18 protein-coding genes are annotated in these 18,164 nt (G+C 60.7%); 14 read left to right on the top strand and 4 right to left on the bottom strand.

The annotated features are described in order from the left end of the window. Positions 1-77: 77 nt before the first annotated feature. The 5 genes from AEQ63_RS14260 (at position 78) to AEQ63_RS14240 (ending at position 5,335) form a co-directional block, all read left to right on the top strand. Positions 78-1,199: a family 2 encapsulin nanocompartment cargo protein terpene cyclase gene (locus AEQ63_RS14260; protein ID WP_236705267.1), complete on the top strand. Its 1,122-nt coding sequence runs from the start codon at positions 78-80 to the stop codon at positions 1,197-1,199. 88 nt (positions 1,200-1,287) lie between these two features. After that, positions 1,288-2,088 carry a glucose 1-dehydrogenase gene (locus tag AEQ63_RS14255; RefSeq protein WP_064363888.1) on the top strand — a complete coding sequence of 267 codons (801 nt, stop codon included), beginning with the start codon at positions 1,288-1,290 and terminating at the stop codon, positions 2,086-2,088. Beyond that, positions 2,081-3,907: a glycoside hydrolase family 15 protein gene (locus AEQ63_RS14250; protein ID WP_064363887.1), complete on the top strand. Its 1,827-nt coding sequence runs from the start codon at positions 2,081-2,083 to the stop codon at positions 3,905-3,907. Before AEQ63_RS14255 ends, AEQ63_RS14250 begins: the two co-directional genes overlap by 8 nt. Before the next feature lie 393 nt (positions 3,908-4,300). Further along, positions 4,301-4,690 carry a hypothetical protein gene (locus tag AEQ63_RS14245; RefSeq protein WP_064363886.1) on the top strand — a complete coding sequence of 130 codons (390 nt, stop codon included), beginning with the start codon at positions 4,301-4,303 and terminating at the stop codon, positions 4,688-4,690. 12 nt (positions 4,691-4,702) lie between these two features. Beyond that, positions 4,703-5,335, top strand: a complete 633-nt coding sequence (locus AEQ63_RS14240) for a BRCT domain-containing protein (RefSeq protein ID WP_064363885.1) — start codon at positions 4,703-4,705, stop codon at positions 5,333-5,335. A gap of 44 nt (positions 5,336-5,379) precedes the next feature. On the opposite strand, the gene AEQ63_RS14235 is transcribed toward AEQ63_RS14240, so the two are convergent. Beyond that, on the bottom strand, positions 5,380-6,360 hold the full coding sequence (locus tag AEQ63_RS14235) for a GlxA family transcriptional regulator (RefSeq protein ID WP_064363884.1): 981 nt from the start codon (positions 6,358-6,360) through the stop codon (positions 5,380-5,382). An 89-nt stretch (positions 6,361-6,449) separates the two neighbouring features. On the opposite strand from AEQ63_RS14235, the gene inhA reads away from it, so the two are divergent. From inhA to AEQ63_RS14220, 3 genes are all read left to right on the top strand, one after another. Then, positions 6,450-7,136, top strand: a complete 687-nt coding sequence (gene inhA, locus AEQ63_RS14230) for an isonitrile hydratase (protein ID WP_064363883.1) — start codon at positions 6,450-6,452, stop codon at positions 7,134-7,136. 334 nt (positions 7,137-7,470) lie between these two features. Continuing rightward, the gene (locus tag AEQ63_RS14225; RefSeq protein ID WP_042608405.1) at positions 7,471-8,262 is read left to right on the top strand and encodes a CPBP family intramembrane glutamic endopeptidase; all 792 of its coding nucleotides are present in this window, start codon (positions 7,471-7,473) and stop codon (positions 8,260-8,262) included. 102 nt (positions 8,263-8,364) lie between these two features. Then, the gene (locus AEQ63_RS14220; RefSeq protein ID WP_042608406.1) at positions 8,365-9,930 is read left to right on the top strand and encodes a methyl-accepting chemotaxis protein; all 1,566 of its coding nucleotides are present in this window, start codon (positions 8,365-8,367) and stop codon (positions 9,928-9,930) included. A 273-nt stretch (positions 9,931-10,203) separates the two neighbouring features. Here AEQ63_RS14220 and AEQ63_RS14215 read toward each other — a convergent pair whose 3' ends face one another. After that, the gene (locus tag AEQ63_RS14215; RefSeq protein ID WP_064363882.1) at positions 10,204-10,557 is read right to left on the bottom strand and encodes a DUF6124 family protein; all 354 of its coding nucleotides are present in this window, start codon (positions 10,555-10,557) and stop codon (positions 10,204-10,206) included. A gap of 1,104 nt (positions 10,558-11,661) precedes the next feature. Further along, positions 11,662-12,342, bottom strand: coding sequence for an alpha/beta family hydrolase (locus AEQ63_RS14210; protein WP_064363881.1), 681 nt, complete (start codon positions 12,340-12,342; stop codon positions 11,662-11,664). Positions 12,343-12,434: 92 nt separating this feature from the next. On the opposite strand from AEQ63_RS14210, the gene ccoN (AEQ63_RS14205) reads away from it, so the two are divergent. The 4 genes from ccoN (AEQ63_RS14205) to ccoP are packed head-to-tail and all read left to right on the top strand — an operon-like array spanning position 12,435 to position 15,631. Further along, positions 12,435-13,859 carry a cytochrome-c oxidase, cbb3-type subunit I gene (gene ccoN, locus AEQ63_RS14205; protein ID WP_042608409.1) on the top strand — a complete coding sequence of 475 codons (1,425 nt, stop codon included), beginning with the start codon at positions 12,435-12,437 and terminating at the stop codon, positions 13,857-13,859. A gap of 10 nt (positions 13,860-13,869) precedes the next feature. Then, entirely contained in the window at positions 13,870-14,478 is a 609-nt protein-coding gene (ccoO, locus tag AEQ63_RS14200) for a cytochrome-c oxidase, cbb3-type subunit II (protein ID WP_003223389.1), read from the top strand. 5 nt (positions 14,479-14,483) lie between these two features. Beyond that, positions 14,484-14,681 carry a cbb3-type cytochrome oxidase subunit 3 gene (locus tag AEQ63_RS14195; RefSeq protein WP_064363986.1) on the top strand — a complete coding sequence of 66 codons (198 nt, stop codon included), beginning with the start codon at positions 14,484-14,486 and terminating at the stop codon, positions 14,679-14,681. After that, a complete protein-coding gene (gene ccoP, locus AEQ63_RS14190) occupies positions 14,678-15,631 on the top strand; it encodes a cytochrome-c oxidase, cbb3-type subunit III (protein ID WP_064363880.1) in 954 nt (317 codons plus the stop codon). Before AEQ63_RS14195 ends, ccoP begins: the two co-directional genes overlap by 4 nt. 147 nt (positions 15,632-15,778) lie before the next feature. On the opposite strand, the gene AEQ63_RS29100 is transcribed toward ccoP, so the two are convergent. Then, positions 15,779-15,913 carry a hypothetical protein gene (locus tag AEQ63_RS29100; protein ID WP_268893363.1) on the bottom strand — a complete coding sequence of 45 codons (135 nt, stop codon included), beginning with the start codon at positions 15,911-15,913 and terminating at the stop codon, positions 15,779-15,781. 199 nt (positions 15,914-16,112) lie between these two features. Between AEQ63_RS29100 and ccoN (AEQ63_RS14185) the strand changes: the two genes are divergently transcribed. Both ccoN (AEQ63_RS14185) and ccoO (AEQ63_RS14180) read left to right on the top strand, forming a co-directional pair. After that, positions 16,113-17,555, top strand: coding sequence for a cytochrome-c oxidase, cbb3-type subunit I (gene ccoN / locus AEQ63_RS14185; protein ID WP_042608412.1), 1,443 nt, complete (start codon positions 16,113-16,115; stop codon positions 17,553-17,555). Beyond that, the gene (gene ccoO / locus AEQ63_RS14180) at positions 17,555-18,163 is read left to right on the top strand and encodes a cytochrome-c oxidase, cbb3-type subunit II (protein ID WP_042608413.1); all 609 of its coding nucleotides are present in this window, start codon (positions 17,555-17,557) and stop codon (positions 18,161-18,163) included. Before ccoN (AEQ63_RS14185) ends, ccoO (AEQ63_RS14180) begins: the two co-directional genes overlap by 1 nt. Position 18,164 lies beyond the last annotated feature (1 nt).

The following is an 18,164-nucleotide window of genomic DNA, read 5'->3' as shown; positions in this document are numbered from 1 at the left end:
GGAAGCGCGCAATTGTTGGTGGAGTGTGAAAGCCAGCTGATCTCTCCAGCACTGACGACGATGACCATTTGTCGAAAATGCGCGTTGACCTGTCAGACCTGACAGGTGCGCTTCATTGTCGTTTGCGCTCTGATGAGGCCGTTGATCTTCACGTATCACCTTGGAACCCTGCAACCACACTCAGGAGCCTGGCCATGGACGAATCGTCAATGCTCGTCTTACCCGAAGCGGAAAAGGCGCCGTGGGCCGTGCCCGCCCTGTATGGACTGGCACCCTTTCGCAACGACGCCGCGCTGGCGGCTGCGGTGGATGATCGGCTGATGCCGTGGATCGAGCAGGTGGGGATTTTTCCGGGGCGGCACGACAAGGTCCGCGCCATGGCTTTCGGGCGCTTCGCCATGCTGTGTCATACCGACACCGATGAGCCCGATCGGCTGTTGCTGGCGGCGCAATGTTTCGCCGCGCTGTTTGCCGTGGACGATTACTATTGCGACGACGAGCGAATCGGGTCTGAGCCGAGAATGGTCGGGCCGCGCCTCTCTCTGGCGCTGGCAGCCCTGGAGCCGGTTCACTTGAGCGAACGATTTCGCCCGGAGCTTGAGCAGGCATTGAACAGTGATCCGGTGTTGGTCGCCCTGCGTGCCTGGCTGGCGCGGGTCGAGGCATTCGCGACAGCGGCGCAGGTTGCCCGCGTGCGCCATGAAATCATTGCCATGTTCGTCACCATGACCGCCGAAGCGGCTTGGCGTATCGAAGGAATCACGCCCGCGCTCTGGGAATATCTGGCTCAACGGCAGGTCAACAGTTTCCTGCCGTGCCTGGCGCTGATCGACATCATTGGCGGGTATGAATTGCCCGCCAACGTCTACAGTTCATCCGCGGTGAGGCGCGTCACGACGCTGGCCGCCAGCGCCACGATGATTGTCAATGACCTGTTTTCCGCGCTGAAGGAACAGCAGGCGGGGATCGGCGATTTCAACCTGCCCTTGTTGCTGATCCGCGAACAGGGCTGCTCGCCCGCTCAGGCGATGGCAAAAAGTGCTGCCGTTCACGATGAAATCATGCATCTGTATGAGTCGGCAGAACGAGCATTGTTGCCGCACGCCTCGCTGCGACTCAAACGCTACCTGCGCGGAATCAAGAGCTGGTTGGCTGGCAACGTCGAATGGCATCGCAGCAGTGGCCGCTATCAGGTCTGACGCGCGAACTTTTCATGGTTGCAGATGAACTCTCGCCGCCGGCCATCAGTCAGCTACTTAAGTCTCTGGAACCAAGGCGTGAATCGTCATGCAGATCTCCCTCGCTCATCAGGTGGCACTGGTCACCGGCGCCAGCTCCGGCATCGGCCATGGCGCCGCGAAAGCACTCGCCGCGGCCGGCGCGGCGGTCGTGATCAACTACAACAGCAGCGCCGGCCCCGCTGAAGAACTGGCCGCGCAAATCAACGCCAAGGGCGGTAAAGCACTGGCTATCGGTGCCGACGTCTCGAAAGAGGACGAGGTCGAGCGGCTGTTCAAAGAGACCGTCGACGCGTTCGGCTCGCTGGACATTCTGGTGGCCAATTCCGGCCTGCAAAAAGACGCTGCCGCCGTGGACATGACGCTCGACGACTGGAACACGGTGATCGGCGTCAACCTCACCGGGCAGTTCCTCTGCGCACGTGCGGCGCTGCGGATTTTCCAGCGTCAGGGCGTGCGCGAAGGCGTGTCGCGCGCGGCGGGCAAGATCATTCACATGAGCTCGGTGCACCAGCGCATTCCATGGGCCGGGCATGTCAACTACGCGGCGTCCAAAGGCGGCGTCGATCAATTGATGCAGAGCCTCGCCCAGGAAGTCAGCCACCAGCGCATCCGCATCAACAGCATCGCGCCCGGTGCGATCAGCACTGCGATCAACGCTGAAGCCACCGCTGGCGAAGCCGGCAAAAAGCTTCTCGAACTGATCCCCTACGGACGCATTGGTGACGTCGAGGACGTTGCCAATGCAGTGGTCTTCCTCGCTTCCGACCTGTCCGATTACATCGTCGGCACCACCCTGTTCATTGATGGCGGGATGAGCCTCTATCCGGAGTTTCGTGGCAATGGCTGAGCCTGAAATGGAACAACAGAGCGCCATCGGTGCTCACGGCATCATCGGCGACATGCGCAGCGCCGCGCTGGTCAACGACAAGGGCAGCGTGGATTTTTTCTGCTGGCCGGAGTTCGACAGCCCGACAATTTTCTGCTCGCTGCTCGATACCCCTGAAGCAGGCATTTTCCAGCTCGCGCCGGACTTGCCGGACGCACGCCGGGAACAGATTTATCTGCCCGACACCAACGTCTTGCAGACCCGTTGGCTGAGCGAACACGCCGTGGTGGAGATTACCGATCTGCTGCCCATCGGTGACGATGTCGATTCCCTGCCGCTGCTGATGCGCCGCGTGCGAGTAGTCAGCGGCTCGGCGACGTTCAATCTGCGTTGTGCGGTACGCCATGACTACGGCCGCGCCGAAACCCAGGCAGAGATGGACGCAAAGGACGTAACGTTCCATGCCGCTGGCCAGCCGTCGATACGCCTGGCTTCAGATCAAACCCTGCAGGTCGACGCACAGGCAGCCGTCGCGCAATTCACCCTCAAGCACAATGAAACCGCCGCGTTCATGCTCGGCGGCATTGATGATCCGCGTTTCACCGAGGGCGCTGCCGAGCTGTGCATGGAGCGCACATTGAAATACTGGCGCGGCTGGATCGGCCAATCCAACTATCGCGGCCGGTGGCGGGAAATGGTCAATCGCTCCGCCCTTGCCCTGAAACTGCTGACCTCCCGTCGCCAGGGTGCGATCCTCGCCGCCGCCACCTTTGGCCTGCCGGAAACCCCCGGGGGCGAGCGCAACTGGGATTATCGCTACACGTGGATTCGCGATGCGTCGTTCACGGTTTATGCGTTCATGCGCCTGGGCTTCGTCGACGAGGCCAACCACTACATGCAATGGTTGCGCGGACGGGTCAGCGATTGCTGCGGCAAACCGATGAAGCTCAACATCCTCTATGCCATCGACGGCCAGCAGGAGTTGCCGGAAACCGAACTCACGCACCTGGCCGGCCACGGCGGCGCGCGACCGGTGCGCATCGGCAACGGTGCCTACGAGCAGGTCCAGCTGGACATCTTCGGCGAACTGATGGACGCCGTGTACCTGGTCAACAAATACGGTGACGCGATTTCCCATGAAGGCTGGCGGCACGTCGGCGAAGTGGTCGATCAGGTCTGTGAGAACTGGCAGACCGAGGATGTCGGCATCTGGGAAATGCGCGGTGAGACCCATCATTTCCTGCACTCGCGGCTGATGTGCTGGGTGGCCCTGGACCGCGCGATCCGTCTGGCTTCCAAGCGTTCGCTGCCGGCGCCGTTCGCCCGTTGGGATCAGACCCGGCAAGCGATCTACACCGACATCTGGGACAACTTCTGGGATGAAGAACGCGGGCATTTCGTTCAGTACAAGGGCGGCACCGCGCTGGACGGCTCGATGCTGCTGATGCCGCTGGTGCGTTTCGTCAGCGCCAAGGACCCGCGCTGGCTCTCGACTCTGGAAGCGATCGAAAAAACCCTGGTGCGCGACGGCATGGTCTATCGCTATCGCAACGAAGACGCCAACATCGATGGCCTCAACGGCACCGAAGGCGCATTCGCTGCGTGCTCGTTCTGGTACGTCGAATGCCTCGCGCGCGCCGGGCAGGTGGAAAAAGCCCATCTGGAGTTCGAGCAGTTGCTGCGTTACGCCAACCCGCTGGGGCTGTACGCCGAAGAGTTCGACAGCCATGGCCGCCATCTGGGTAACACGCCGCAAGCGCTGACGCATCTGGCGCTGATCAGTGCAGCGAGTTTTCTTGATCGCAAGTTGAGTGGCGAGAAGAGTTCCTGGCAGCCGTAATTGACATCAGGGGCTGTAGGAAACAGCCCTGATCAACGCCGAATTGTGGAATTGACGCCACGCAAACAGGCAACTGCTCCCAGCCTCTGTGGCGAGGGAGCTTGCTCCCGCCGGGTCGCGAAGCGCACCCGTCACTTGACTGCCCACTGACTGAAAGCCCCCGCAGCCACTGGCTTTGCGCCTGCTGCGCAGCCAAGCGGGTGCAAGCTCCCTCGCCACAGTTTCAAGCGTGGGCCGCTGCCGTGTTGGTTAAACAGAGCCTACGCAGACCTACCCGGCAACGTACGCTTACACGCCGAAATACCTTGTTGCCAGCCGTTACATCCACACCTACCATCCAACGCAACGGGCACAGCGGAGCTGTCCAACCACCCCCGAATTCAAGGAACCGGAATGCCTCACCATGTCCAGCGCAGCATCGACTCCCCTCTTCGCACCGGGCTGAGCCGCACCCAGCTCTGGGAAGCCGCCGACAAAGGCCTGATCAAATGCTGGGAAATCGGCCGCCAGCGCGCCGAACGCTTTCCCGAACTCGCCCAGCGCTGCCAGGCCGGTGAATTGCCGGTACTTGGCTGGAAGGGTGGCGTCAGTCGCAGCCTGAAGAAAAACGAGAAATATGGCTCCCTGAAATACCTGGCGCAGTGGCAGGGTCTGCGCGGTGAGGATCTGGATATTGATCTGGCGCAGGAGCGTGCGCTGACGTGTTCGCGGACGAAGATGAAGGTGACGTTTACGCCGGATCGGACGAAGTATTTCAATCAGGTGGCGGAAGTTGAGGCTTAAGGAGAGGCAGAGATGGTCGATTTACACCAAGAGTTTCAAAGCAGCGGTTTCTTTCACGAAGCGCGTATTGATCGCCGCTCTGCGGATGCCTTGGTTGGTGTCGCGGCGGGACTTGCCGCCGACGGCAAGATCAACCAGCAAGAAGCAGAATTTCTCAAGACATGGATTGAATCTCATCTGGTTCATCTAAGCGATCCGGTGGTTAACATCCTTTACAAGCGCCTTGCGGAGATGCTCAGCGATGGCGTGCTGGATTCGGATGAATCAGTGGAGCTATTGGGAATGCTTCATCAGTTTGCCGGGGTGCCCGTCGGGTCAATCCAAACCTTTACAGCGCCAAATGCCCTCCCCTTCGATAATCCAGTCCCAACCTTGAGCTGGACGGATCGCGTCTTTCTTTTTACCGGCGTCATGGCTTACGGGCCGCGCAAGGAATGCGAATTGCGCGTGACTGAGCGAGGGGGATTGATTGGTGGCGGCGTCAGCAAAAAAATTCATTATCTGGTGGTAGGCAGCATCGGTAATGAGCAATGGCTTCACAGTACCTATGGCACCAAGATCAAAAAAGCCGTCGAACTTCGAGACAGCGGCGCACCGATAGCAATCATCAGTGAAGACCATTGGCAAAAAGTGTTGTTTGGCTAGCGTCAGGTCATTGGTCGATCTTCATCAATAGAGCCCAGAACGCATTAAAACATTGGATCTGCTGCAACGCTGACCGAAAACCGCTCCCGATACGCCTGTGGCGTCACGCCAATAGCCCGCAGAAAACTGCGCCGCAGTGTCTCTTCACTGCCAAATCCGCAATTGGCGGCGATGCGTTTGACCGGCAGGCCGGTATCGCTGAGCAGTCGCCGGGCGGTTTCGACGCGGATCAATTCGATCGCCCGCGCCGGGGTCTGGCCGGTGTCGGCGCGGTAGTGGCGGATGAAGCTGCGTTCGCTCATGCCGGCCTGTTCGGCGAGGGTCGGGATGCCGAGATCACAGGTCAGGTTCTCGGCGATCCAGGCGTGCAGTTCATCGAAGCGGTTGCCCTGTTGTTGCAGCGACAACGTCACACTGAATTGCGACTGCCCGCCCGGGCGTTTGAGGAACACCACTAAATGCCGGGCCACGTCGAGGGCAATGTCGCGACCGAGGTCTTCTTCGACCATCGCCAGCGCCAGATCGATACCCGCCGTGACCCCGGCGGAAGTCCACCCCGGGCCGTCGTTGATGAAAATCGGGTTGGCTTCCACACGCAGATTCGGATGTTGCTCGGCCAATTGTTCGCAGCGGGTCCAGTGCGTGACCACGCGGCGGCCGTCGAGCCAGCCGCTGGCCGCGAGCAGAAAGGCCCCGGTGCACACCGAAGCCACGCGCCGGCAGCCGTGCGCATGTTCGCGCACCCAGTCGACCAGTTGCAGATCTTCCGATGCCGCATAAATGCCCCAGCCGCCGGCGACGATCAATGTGTCGCTGGGCGTTTGCGGCAACGGTTCGGCGAGCACCGCCAACCCCGCCGACGACAGCACCGCCCCGCCACCGCTGGCGATCACGCTCGGCGCATAGGGCGTCGGCAACCCGCGCTGGCGGGCGAGATCATTGGCTGAGGCAAACACCTGCAACGGCCCGGTGATATCGAGAATCTGCATGTTGGCAAACGCGAGGACGTGAATGGCTTTGGACATTTGGCGTGATTCGTGGGGTGATTGGCGTATGCGCCAGAACCTACGCGCCTACAGTGAAGTCGTCCACTTCTTTCAACGGAGCAAGAACGATGACGCTGCAGATCGGTTTTCTGTTATTCCCGCAGGTTCAGCAACTCGACCTGACCGGCCCTTACGACGTGCTCGCCTCGCTGCCCGACGTGCAGGTGCATCTGGTCTGGAAGGACCTGATGCCGGTGACGTCCAGCACCGGCCTGCTGCTGAAACCGACCACGACCTTCGACGACTGCCCGGATCTCGATGTGATCTGCGTGCCCGGCGGTGGCGGCGTCGGGCCGTTGATGGAAGACCAGCAGACGCTGGATTTCATCAAGCGCCAGGCCGCCCAGGCAGGTTATGTGACCTCGGTGTGCACCGGCTCGCTGGTACTTGGCGCGGCGGGTCTGCTGCAAGGCAAACGCGCGACCACCCATTGGGCGTATCACGAGTTGCTGCCGAAGCTGGGGGCGATTGCGGTGAAGGATCGGGTGGTGCGCGACGGCAATCTGTTTACCGGTGGCGGGATCACCGCCGGGATCGATTTTGCCTTGGTATTGGCCGCTGAATTGGTTGATGCGGATACCGCGCAGCTGGTGCAGTTGCAGCTGGAATACGCCCCGGCGCCGCCGTTCAATGCCGGCAGCCCGGACGTGGCACCGAGTGCAGTTGTCGACGAAGCACGGTTGCGCGCGGCGCCTTCGTTCAAGCTGCGTACCGAGATTACCGAGCGCGCGGCGGCCAGACTGAACCTGCACTAATTTCCCCGCCAAATGCAAAACCCTTGTAGGAGTGAGCCTGCTCGCGATAGCGGTAGATCAGCCAACATCTGCGGGGAATGACACACCGCTATCGCGAGCAGGCTCACTCCTACAGGGGATCCGGGGTTTGCCGTGATGTCTGATCGTTCCCATGCTCTGCGTGGGAATGCAGCCGGGGACGCTCCGCGTCCCACAGCCTCAAGATCGCAGCCTTCGGCAGCTCCTACAGGTCGGTGTGAAATTATCAGCGGCGGTTTTCTCGCTGCCCTTCACTTGTCCCCACCCCCTCGCCCGTGTAGAAAGCCCCTTCCAGAATTTCGCACAAGGACTTTCGATGAAGGCGCTGCCCTGGCTCTATCTTGCGCTGCTCGGCCTCGGTTACGGACTGGCCCTGAGCTACGGCCAACTCGGTTGGCTGGCATTGATCTCCGTGGGGCTTTTGCTGTTCGCCGCGTTCGCCGTGCGCCAGCAACAGGTGCCGGTCGCGCGCTGGCTCGGCCATGGCCTGTTTGTCGTCCTGGCCCTGGCACTGGCGCTGCACTGGCTGCCGGGTTTCGCCAACGGCCGCGCGATCAATCCACAACGTTTCACTGAAAACGCCGTGCCGTTCGCGATGTACCTCAACCTCGACAAACCGCTGGTGGGTTTCTGGCTGCTGCTGGTGTGCCCGTGGATTGTTGCGCGGCGGTCGTTGCGACTGACGGTCTACGCCACCGCCCTCGCCCTGACGCTGTGCGCGATTCTCGCCCTCGGCGGTGCGCTGCTGCTCGGCGTGATTGCCTGGGCGCCAAAGTGGCCGGATCAGGCCTGGCTCTGGGTGCTGAACAATCTGCTGCTGGTGACGCTGGTCGAGGAAGCGCTGTTTCGCGGCTATATACAGGGCGGACTCAGCCGTCGTCTCAAGCACTTGCCGTATGGCGACAACCTCGCGTTGCTGTCGGCCTCACTGTTGTTCGGTCTGGTGCATGCCGGCGCCGGCTGGACCTGGGTGTTGCTGGCGGGACTGGCCGGGGTCGGCTATGGTCTGGCCTACCGTTTCGGCGGACTGGGCGCGGCGATCGCCACGCATTTCGGCTTGAACCTGTTGCACTTCGGCCTGTTCACCTATCCGATGCTGGCCAGTTGACGCAAGCGCCGTTTTGCGACGCCGTACTTAATTCTGAAAAAAAACTTCAATAAAAACCTGTCAGCGCCGACAACCTTTCAAAGCCTTGCGGATTGAAAAACCATGCGTAACAACCAGCCCATTACACAACGCGAGCGGACCTTTCCAGCTCAGCAACGGTTGATTTCCACCACCGATGCCAAGGGCGTGATCACCTACTGCAACGACGCGTTCGTTGAAATCAGCGGGTTTTCGCGGGAGGAACTGATCCGGGCGCCGCACAATCTGGTCCGTCACCCTGACGTGCCGTCGGCGGTGTTCTCGCACATGTGGGGCACATTGAAACAAGGCTTGCCATGGATGGGCATTGTCAAGAATCGCTGCAAATCCGGCGACCACTATTGGGTTAACGCCTACGTCACGCCGGTGTTTGATGGCAGCCAGGTAATCGGTTACGAGTCGGTGCGCGTCAAACCCACCGCCGAACAGATCCGCCGCGCCGAAGCGCTCTATCAACGCATCAACCAGGGCAAGTCGGCGATTCCTTCGACGGACAAATGGCTGCCGATCCTGCAGGACTGGTTGCCGTTCATTCTGGTCAGCCAGTTGAGCTTCATGATCGGCGCGACGCTGAACTCGCAGTGGGGCTTCGCCCTTGCCGCCGGTCTGTCGGTGCCGCTGGGCCTGATGGGCCTGCAATGGCAGCAACGCGGGCTCAAGCGCCTGCTGCGCCTCGCCGAGCAGACCACCTCCGACCCGCTGATCGCGCAGATGTACACCGACAGCCGTGGCGCCCAGGCGCGTCTGGAGATGTCGATCCTCAGCCAGGAAGCGCGCCTGAAAACCTGCCTGACCCGTCTGCAGGACACCGCCGAACACCTGACCGATCAGGCCAAGCAGTCCGACGCCCTGGCGCACAACAGCTCGACCGGCCTGGAACGCCAGCGCGTGGAAACCGAACAGGTCGCCACCGCCGTCAACCAAATGGCCGCCACCACCCAGGAAGTCGCCAGCCACGTACAACGCACCGCTGACGCCACCCAGGAAGCCAACCGCCTCACCGGTCGCGGCCGTGACATCGCCGGGGAAACCCGCGAAGCCATTCAGCGTTTGTCCGTGGTTGTTGGGGAAACCGGCCTGACCGTGACGCAACTGGCCAAGGACAGCGACGAAATCGGCGGCGTGGTCGACGTGATCAAAGGCATCGCCGACCAGACCAACCTGCTTGCCCTTAACGCCGCCATCGAGGCTGCACGTGCCGGCGAAATGGGCCGAGGTTTCGCCGTGGTGGCAGACGAAGTTCGTCAACTGGCGCAACGTACCAGCGAATCCACCGGGCAGATTCACGCGCTGATCGCCAAGTTGCAACAGACCGCGTCCAGCGCTGTGCAAACCATGGAAGCCGGACATCGTCAGGCCGAAGAAGGCGTGGCGCGGGTACTGGAGGCGGATCAGGCCCTGGTCGGGATCAGTGAAGCGGTGGCCAACATCACCGACATGACCACACAGATTGCTGCCGCGACCGAAGAGCAAAGTGCCGTGGCTGAAGAAATCAGCCGCAACATCAGCAATATCTCGGAACTGGCGGATCAGACGTCGGAACAGGCGCATAACTCGGCGTTGCTGAGTGAAGAGCTGACCAAGACGGCCAACACGCAGTACTCGTTGGTAGAGCGGTTTAACCGCTAAAAGCAAAAGATCGCAGCCTTCGGCAGCTCCTACATTGGAATGCATGTTCCTGTAGGAGCTGCCGAAGGCTGCGATCTTTTGATCTTCAAAGCCCGGACGGCGAAAGCTTCCGGGTTTTTTGTTGCCTATGTGAAATCAATGGCATCTGGCAGACCGCCATCGCGAGCAGGCTCACTCCTACAGGGGATCTGCGGTGACCACAGCTTTTGTGTCCAACGACAATCCCTTGTAGGAGCGAGCCTGCTCGCGATGAGGCCATAACAGCCGGCGAAATTACTGAGGCAACTTCAGCTTATCCAACAGTCGATTGACCAACAGCTCGTTGAGCATGATTACCTGTTGCAGCGCCAGCAGTGGTTTGCGTTCCGGGCCGCCTATCGAGTTGGCGATGTTACCGGCCATGGCATGGGCGTAGGAAAGCGACTCGCAAGCCTCGACCAGCAGGGTTTCGTCATCCAGCGTGGGGTCTACAACGTAGATCGGGCGATATTTTGGTGAACTTGGTGGAGCAGCCAGGTCTTCGGGTTTGAGGTAGTAGTCGAGGGCGCGGTCGGTGGCTTCCTGGACTTTTTGCGGATCGAGTGCGGGGTCGTGGGGGATTGGCGGGTTGGGGGTTACTTTGAACATGATGAAACTCCTATCGCAGACTGAAGGAGCCATCACCTTCGCTACCAAACGAGGGTGGCGGCCATACGCGGGTTGGTAGACCGGCTGCAATAGGAACCCGGCGCCCGCGAACGAGCCCCACGCATGACCACCATATAAACCGAGCCCCAAAAAAGGACGGTCTGAAGGCGTAGACATACGGCCATTACAGACGGGCTACCAAACCCGATCACTGCTTTTTTTCAGTGACCGAGAAACGATATAGCCAACCTCATAGCCGTGTAAGCCGGCGGATTCTGGCGTACGCGTAGGCAACGGCGCAAGGAGTTGTAGCCGGGATGGCGTAACGGATCGTGTAGTTTAAACGTTGGAATTTGAAGATGTTTAATAGCCGGGATTGCCTCTGACAGGCAGGTGGTTTGATGTCGTCTGGAAGGGAGCTTTCGCGAGCAGGCTCGCTCCCACATTTGGACCGGGTACATCAGTGAGGGATTGGTCGGCTTGGAGGTTGCCATCGCTGGCAAGCCAGCTCCCACAGGGATTGGGTCCAGCCGGTAGATAATGGCCGGTTGTCAGGGCGTCATCGCGAGCAGGCTCACTCCTACAGTTGGACTGGGTACAACCGCAAGAATCAGGTCGGCTTTAAGGCCGCCTTCGCGAGCAAGCTCGCTCCCACAGAAAAGCAAAGCAGCGCAGCTGCCCGCGGCGAAGCCGCACCACTCAACAATGAGCGCAAGCTCGAGTGCTTTTGATCCACGGGCGACGTCGGAAGGCTGAGTGGAGGGATTGATCCGGGGGTGGGAGCGCAGCGACCGTCTGGCGCAGCCAGACACAGCGGAAGGAGGTGCAGCGAAGCAAACCGGAGCCGCTGCGCCCGGATCGATCCCGGAGCGAAGGGACCCGAGCCTGCGAGGGCCGAACGCAGGAGCAAGCCTTTTTGGTTACTTTTTCGGCGTCTGGAAAAAGTGACCCGCCGTCAGGGCGGAACCCTAAGGAGCCGTTACGGCAGCAACGGATATGCCCCCAAAAGCAAGATCAACAGCTACCCCAACCCTCTCCCCCAAGGGGGCGAGGGGGAAAGGGAGCAGATCTTCATGCAACGCAAAATCCCGGCCCGGCTCAAAATCAGTCACGGAGAAATTCAGCCACCTTCTGCGCAGCACCCGCCAAATGATCGGAATGCGTAAAGCCAGAAGCCTTGAGCGGCTTCAAATCATGATCCCCCGCCGCCAGCCACATCACCTCAATACTCGGTGACAAGCTGTAAGCCTCAACCGCCTCGCGATTACCCAGAGCATCCCGCTCCCCCTGCACAATCAACGTCCGCGTGCGCAACGAAGCCAAATGCTCCACCCGCGGTTTCTCCGGCTTCCCAGCCGCATAAAACGGATAGCCCAGACACACCAACCCATCAGCCCCCAACTCACCCGCCACCAGACTCGCCATCCGCCCGCCCATCGACTTGCCGCCAATCGCCAACCGCCCAGCGACATGACGCCGCACCCCCCCAAACCCCCCCCCCCAACATTCCTGCAGCTTGCCAGCAGGATTCGGCGGCCGCTTTCCCCCATCCCCCCGCCGCTGCGCCATATAAGGAAACTCAAACCGCAACACATTCACCCCAAGTCCCGCCAGGCGCCCAGCCATGTCATTCATCCAGTCACTATCCATCGGCGCCCCCGCCCCGTGCGCCAGAATCAGCGTTGCCGAAGCCTCACCAACAGCGGCATCCCACAGCCACCCATGATCACGCACACACTGCGCCCATTGATCCCCGTCAATACTGGCCTTGTGCTGTTTGTCCATGCTTGCCTCGCTTTTAGTCTGCCTATAACTCCAGGCGAAGGATTCGCGCCGTTTGCGCGCGCTCACTTCGGCTGAACCGTGGATGGGGAACCATGAACACTTCTATCAGTACCGCCTACAACTACAAGGTGGTCCGCCAATTCGCCATTATGACGGTGGTGTGGGGCATCGTCGGCATGGGCCTCGGGGTTTTTCTCGCGGCGCAATTGGTCTGGCCGGAACTCAACTTCAATCTGCCCTGGACCAGTTTCGGCCGTCTGCGCCCGCTGCACACCAACGCGGTGATCTTCGCTTTCGGTGGCTGCGCGCTGTTCGCCAGCTCTTTCTACTCGGTGCAACGCACCTGCCAGACGCAATTGTTCGCGCCGAAAATCGCCGCGTTCTGCTTCTGGGGCTGGCAACTGGTGATCCTGCTGGCGGCGATCAGCCTGCCGCTGGGTTACACCAGTTCCAAGGAATACGCCGAGCTGGAATGGCCGATCGACATCCTCATCACCATCGTCTGGGTCGCCTACGCCATTGTGTTCTTCGGCACGATCATGCAGCGCAAGACCAAACACATCTATGTCGGCAATTGGTTCTTCGGCGCGTTCATCATTACCGTGGCGATTCTGCACATCGTCAACAATCTTGAGTTGCCGGTGAGTTTCACCAAGTCCTATTCGGTTTACGCCGGTGCCACCGACGCGATGGTGCAATGGTGGTACGGCCACAACGCTGTGGGCTTTTTCCTCACCGCCGGCTTCCTCGGCATGATGTATTACTTCGTGCCGAAACAGGCCGAGCGCCCGGTGTATTCGTATCGCCTGTCGATCGTGCACTTCTGGGCGCTGATCACCCTGTACATCTGGGCCGGCCCGCACCACTTGCACTACACCGCGTTGCCGGACTGGGCACAGTCGCTGGGCATGGTGATGTCACTGATTCTGCTGGCACCGAGCTGGGGCGGCATGATCAACGGCATGATGACCCTCTCGGGCGCCTGGCATAAGTTGCGCAGCGACCCGATCCTGCGCTTCCTCGTGGTGTCGCTCGCCTTCTACGGCATGTCGACCTTCGAAGGGCCGATGATGGCGATCAAGACCGTCAACGCCCTCTCCCACTACACCGACTGGACCATCGGCCACGTTCACGCCGGCGCGCTCGGCTGGGTGGCGATGATCTCCATCGGCGCGCTGTACCACATGATCCCGAAAATCTTCGGCAAGACGCAGATGCACAGCGTCGGTCTGATCAACGCGCATTTCTGGCTCGCGACCATCGGCACCGTGCTCTACATCGCCTCGATGTGGGTCAACGGCATCGCCCAGGGCCTGATGTGGCGCGCGGTCAACGAGGACGGCACGCTGACGTATTCCTTCGTCGAAACCCTGGTGGCCAGCCATCCGGGCTTTGTCGTGCGCCTGATCGGTGGGGCGATTTTCCTCAGCGGCATGTTGCTGATGGCTTACAACACCTGGCGCACCGTGCGGGCCTCGCAGCCTGCTGAAGTCGTCGCTGCCGCGCAGATGGCCTGAGGAGTCCGCCATGAAACACGAAACCATTGAAAAGAACGTCGGCCTGCTGATGCTGCTGATGGTGTTCGCCGTCAGCATCGGCGGCCTGACCCAGATCGTCCCGCTGTTCTTCCAGGACGTCACCAACAAACCGGTAGAGGGCATGAAGCCCTACACCGCGCTGCAACTGGAAGGCCGCGACATCTATATCCGCGAAGGCTGCGTCGGTTGCCACTCGCAGATGATCCGCCCGTTCCGCGCCGAAACCGAGCGTTACGGGCACTACTCGGTAGCGGGCGAAAGCGTTTGGGATCACCCGTTCCTGTGGGGCTCGAAACGTACCGGGCCGGACCTCGCCCGGGTTGGCGCGCGCTACTCGGATGACTGGCACCGCGCGCACTTGTACAACCCGCGCAACGTCGTGCCGGAATCGAAGATGCCGGCTTATCCATGGCTGGTCACCCAGGCCGTCGACAGCAGCCACACCGAAACCAAGCTGAAAACCATGCGCACCCTCGGCGTGCCGTACACCGACGACGACATCAGCGGCGCGGTCGCCAGCCTCAAGGGCAAGACCGAAATGGACGCCCTCGTTTCCTATCTGCAAGTGCTCGGCACTGCGATCAAGAGCAAGAGGTGAGCACGATGATCTTTGAGATGAGTGCAGGCCTGATCCGCGGCCTCGGCACGGTCGTGGTGTTCGTCGCCTTCGTTGGTTTGACGCTCTGGGTGTTCAACCGCAAGCGCACCCCGGAGTTTGCCGAAGCACGTCTGCTGCCGTTCGCCGACGAGCCGCTGCCCGACACAACCCCAGCAAATGAAACAAGGAGTACCCGGCCATGACCACCTTCTGGAGTACGTGGATCTGCGTACTGACCCTCGGCAGCCTGATCGGCCTGACCTGGCTGCTGATCGGCACGCGCCGGGGCGAAACCAAGGGCAGCGTCGACCAGACCATGGGCCACAGCTTCGACGGCATCGAGGAATACGACAATCCGCTGCCGCAGTGGTGGTTCATGCTGTTCGCCGGCACACTGGTGTTCTCGGTGGGCTATCTGATTCTGTATCCGGGCCTGGGCAACTGGAAAGGCATCCTGCCCGGTTACGAGGATGGCTGGACCGGCGTGCACGAGTGGGAAAAGGAGATGAACAAGGCGGACGCCCGGTTCGGGCCGATCTTCGCCAAATTCGCTGCCATGCCCGTGGAAGAAGTGGCCAAAGATCCGCAGGCGCTGAAAATGGGCGGTCGCTTGTTCGCCTCCAACTGCTCGGTGTGCCACGGCTCCGACGCCAAGGGCGCATTCGGGTTCCCTAACCTCGCCGACAGCGACTGGCGCTGGGGCGGCGAGGCCGAGACGATCAAGACCACCATCCTGGGCGGACGGATGGCGGCGATGCCGGCCTGGGGCGAAGTGCTCGGTGAAGCCGGGGTGAAAAGCGTCGCAGCCTACGTGCGCCACGAGTTGGCCGGCCTGCCGCTACCCGCCGACAGCAAGGCGGATCTGCAAGCCGGGCAGCAAGCGTTCAGCACCACTTGCGTGGCGTGCCACGGCGCAACTGGCCAAGGCACCCCCGCGCTGGGCGCACCGAATCTTACCCATCCGGCCGGCTTCATCTACGGCACTAGCCTGACCCAACTTGAACAGACCATTCGCCATGGCCGCCAAGGACATATGCCGGCGCAGAGTGAGTTGCTGGGCAACGATAAAGTGCAATTGCTCGCAGCCTATGTGTACAGCCTGAGCCATAGATTGAATACAGAAAATCAGGCAAATGAAGACATAAAGAAATAAAAACTGCGCACACAACTGCCGCGACTTTTTCGTTGCGGCAGTTTCCCGCCCCATTGCGACGCATTGTCGCACCCCTTCCCACCTCACCTTTCGGTTCGCCTGATTCAGGTCTACGCTTGTTCGAGAGCGGATTGGTGCGTGACAGTTTCAGATCACTCCCGGGCGATGCGGCCGCTGAACCGGCTGACGGATTCGCCGCAAGGGCTGGTAGATAACGGCTGTTGCGCCGAATGCCTTTCGTCCCCCGATCATGACGTCGAAAAAGACGCCGTCGATGGCCATCCGAACTCCGCGTTTTTTTCACTCACAGCGACATTTTGACAGGGGCCGTTTTTGACCCTACACGGCGCATGGAAAGGCCGCAGAATCAGCGCTGGAAAGCATTGACCCAGGTCATGGCGCGTTGCAATGACCCCCTGCTCTCTGCATACTTGCGGCCGATTCCAATCCTAATAAAACACCCAAACCGTGGAACCTTAGAATGAGCACAGCAATCAGTCCGACTGCTTATAACTATAAGGTAGTCCGCCAGTTCGCCATCATGACGGTGGTCTGGGGGATCCTTGGCATGGGGCTCGGTGTCTTCATTGCCTCGCAACTGGTCTGGCCGGAATTGAACTTCGGTCTGCCGTGGACGAGCTTTGGACGCCTGCGCCCGTTGCACACAAACCTGGTGATTTTCGCCTTCGGCGGTTGTGCACTGTTTGCCACCTCCTACTATGTCGTGCAGCGAACCTGCCAGACGCGACTGATTTCCGACAGCCTCGCAGCCTTCACCTTCTGGGGCTGGCAAGCGGTCATCGTCGGCGCCATCATTACCTTGCCGCTGGGTTACACCACCACCAAGGAATACGCCGAACTGGAATGGCCGATCGCCATTTTGCTGGCCATTGTCTGGGTCACCTACGGTCTGGTGTTCTTCGGCACCATCACCAAGCGCAAGACCAAGCACATCTATGTCGGCAACTGGTTCTACGGCGCGTTCATCGTCGTCACCGCGATGCTGCACATCGTCAACCACATGTCGTTGCCGGTCAGCCTGTTCAAATCGTATTCGGCCTACTCCGGCGCCACTGACGCGATGATCCAGTGGTGGTACGGCCACAACGCGGTGGGTTTCTTCCTGACCACCGGTTTCCTCGGGATGATGTACTACTTCGTGCCGAAACAGGCCGAACGTCCGATCTATTCCTATCGCCTGTCGATCGTGCACTTCTGGGCCCTGATCACCCTGTACATCTGGGCCGGCCCGCACCACCTGCACTACACCGCCCTGCCGGACTGGGCACAATCGCTGGGCATGGCGATGTCGATCATTCTCCTGGCGCCGAGCTGGGGCGGCATGATCAACGGTATGATGACCCTGTCGGGCGCCTGGCATAAATTGCGCACCGACCCGATCCTGCGCTTCCTGGTGGTATCGCTGGCGTTCTACGGCATGTCGACCTTCGAAGGGCCGATGATGGCGATCAAGACCGTCAACTCGCTTTCGCACTACACCGACTGGACCATCGGGCACGTACACGCCGGCGCACTCGGCTGGGTGGCGATGATTTCCATCGGCGCGATCTATCACATGATCCCCAAACTGTTCGGCCGGGCGCAGATGCACAGCATCGGGCTGATCAACGCGCACTTCTGGCTCGCGACCATCGGCACCGTGCTCTACATCGCCTCGATGTGGGTCAACGGCATCACCCAGGGCCTGATGTGGCGTGCAATCAACGATGACGGCACCCTCACCTACTCGTTCGTCGAAGCGCTGCAGGCCAGCCACCCCGGCTTCATCGTCCGTGCGCTGGGCGGTGCTTTCTTTGCCAGCGGCATGCTGCTGATGGCTTACAACGTGTACCGCACCGTTCGTGCGTCGGATCCGGTTGAAGCCGAAGCCGCCGCCAAGATTGCCGTCGTTGGAGCTCACTGATGAAGCATGAAGCTGTCGAGAAGAATATTGGCCTGCTGGCCTTCTTCATGGTCATCGCCGTCAGCGTCGGTGGCCTGACCCAAATTGTTCCGCTGTTCTTCCAGGACGTCACCAACAAGCCGGTCGAGGGCATGAAGCCACGCTCGGCGCTGGAGCTGGAAGGCCGCGACGTGTACATCGCCAACGGTTGTGTCGGCTGCCACTCGCAGATGATCCGCCCGTTCCGCGCTGAAACCGAACGCTATGGCCACTATTCGGTTGCCGGTGAAAGCGTCTGGGACCACCCGTTCCTGTGGGGTTCCAAACGTACCGGTCCGGACCTGGCCCGTGTGGGCGGTCGTTACTCCGATGACTGGCAGCGTGCGCACTTGTACAACCCGCGCAACGTGGTCCCCGAGTCGAAAATGCCGGCTTACCCGTTCCTCGTGGAAAACAAGCTCGACGGCAAGGAAACCGCGAAGAAAATGGAAGTGTTGCGCACTCTCGGCGTGCCTTATACCGACGAAGACATCGCCGGTGCTCAGGAGGCCGTGAAGGGCAAGACCGAAATGGACGCGCTGGTGGCCTACCTGCAAGGCCTGGGCACCATCATCAAAAGCAAACGGTGAA

This window comes from Pseudomonas sp. RIT-PI-o, from assembly GCF_001297215.1.
Classification (GTDB): domain Bacteria; phylum Pseudomonadota; class Gammaproteobacteria; order Pseudomonadales; family Pseudomonadaceae; genus Aquipseudomonas; species Aquipseudomonas moraviensis_A.
Note: the sequence above shows the minus strand (reverse complement) of the source record. Positions and strands in the feature narration are given on the sequence as shown.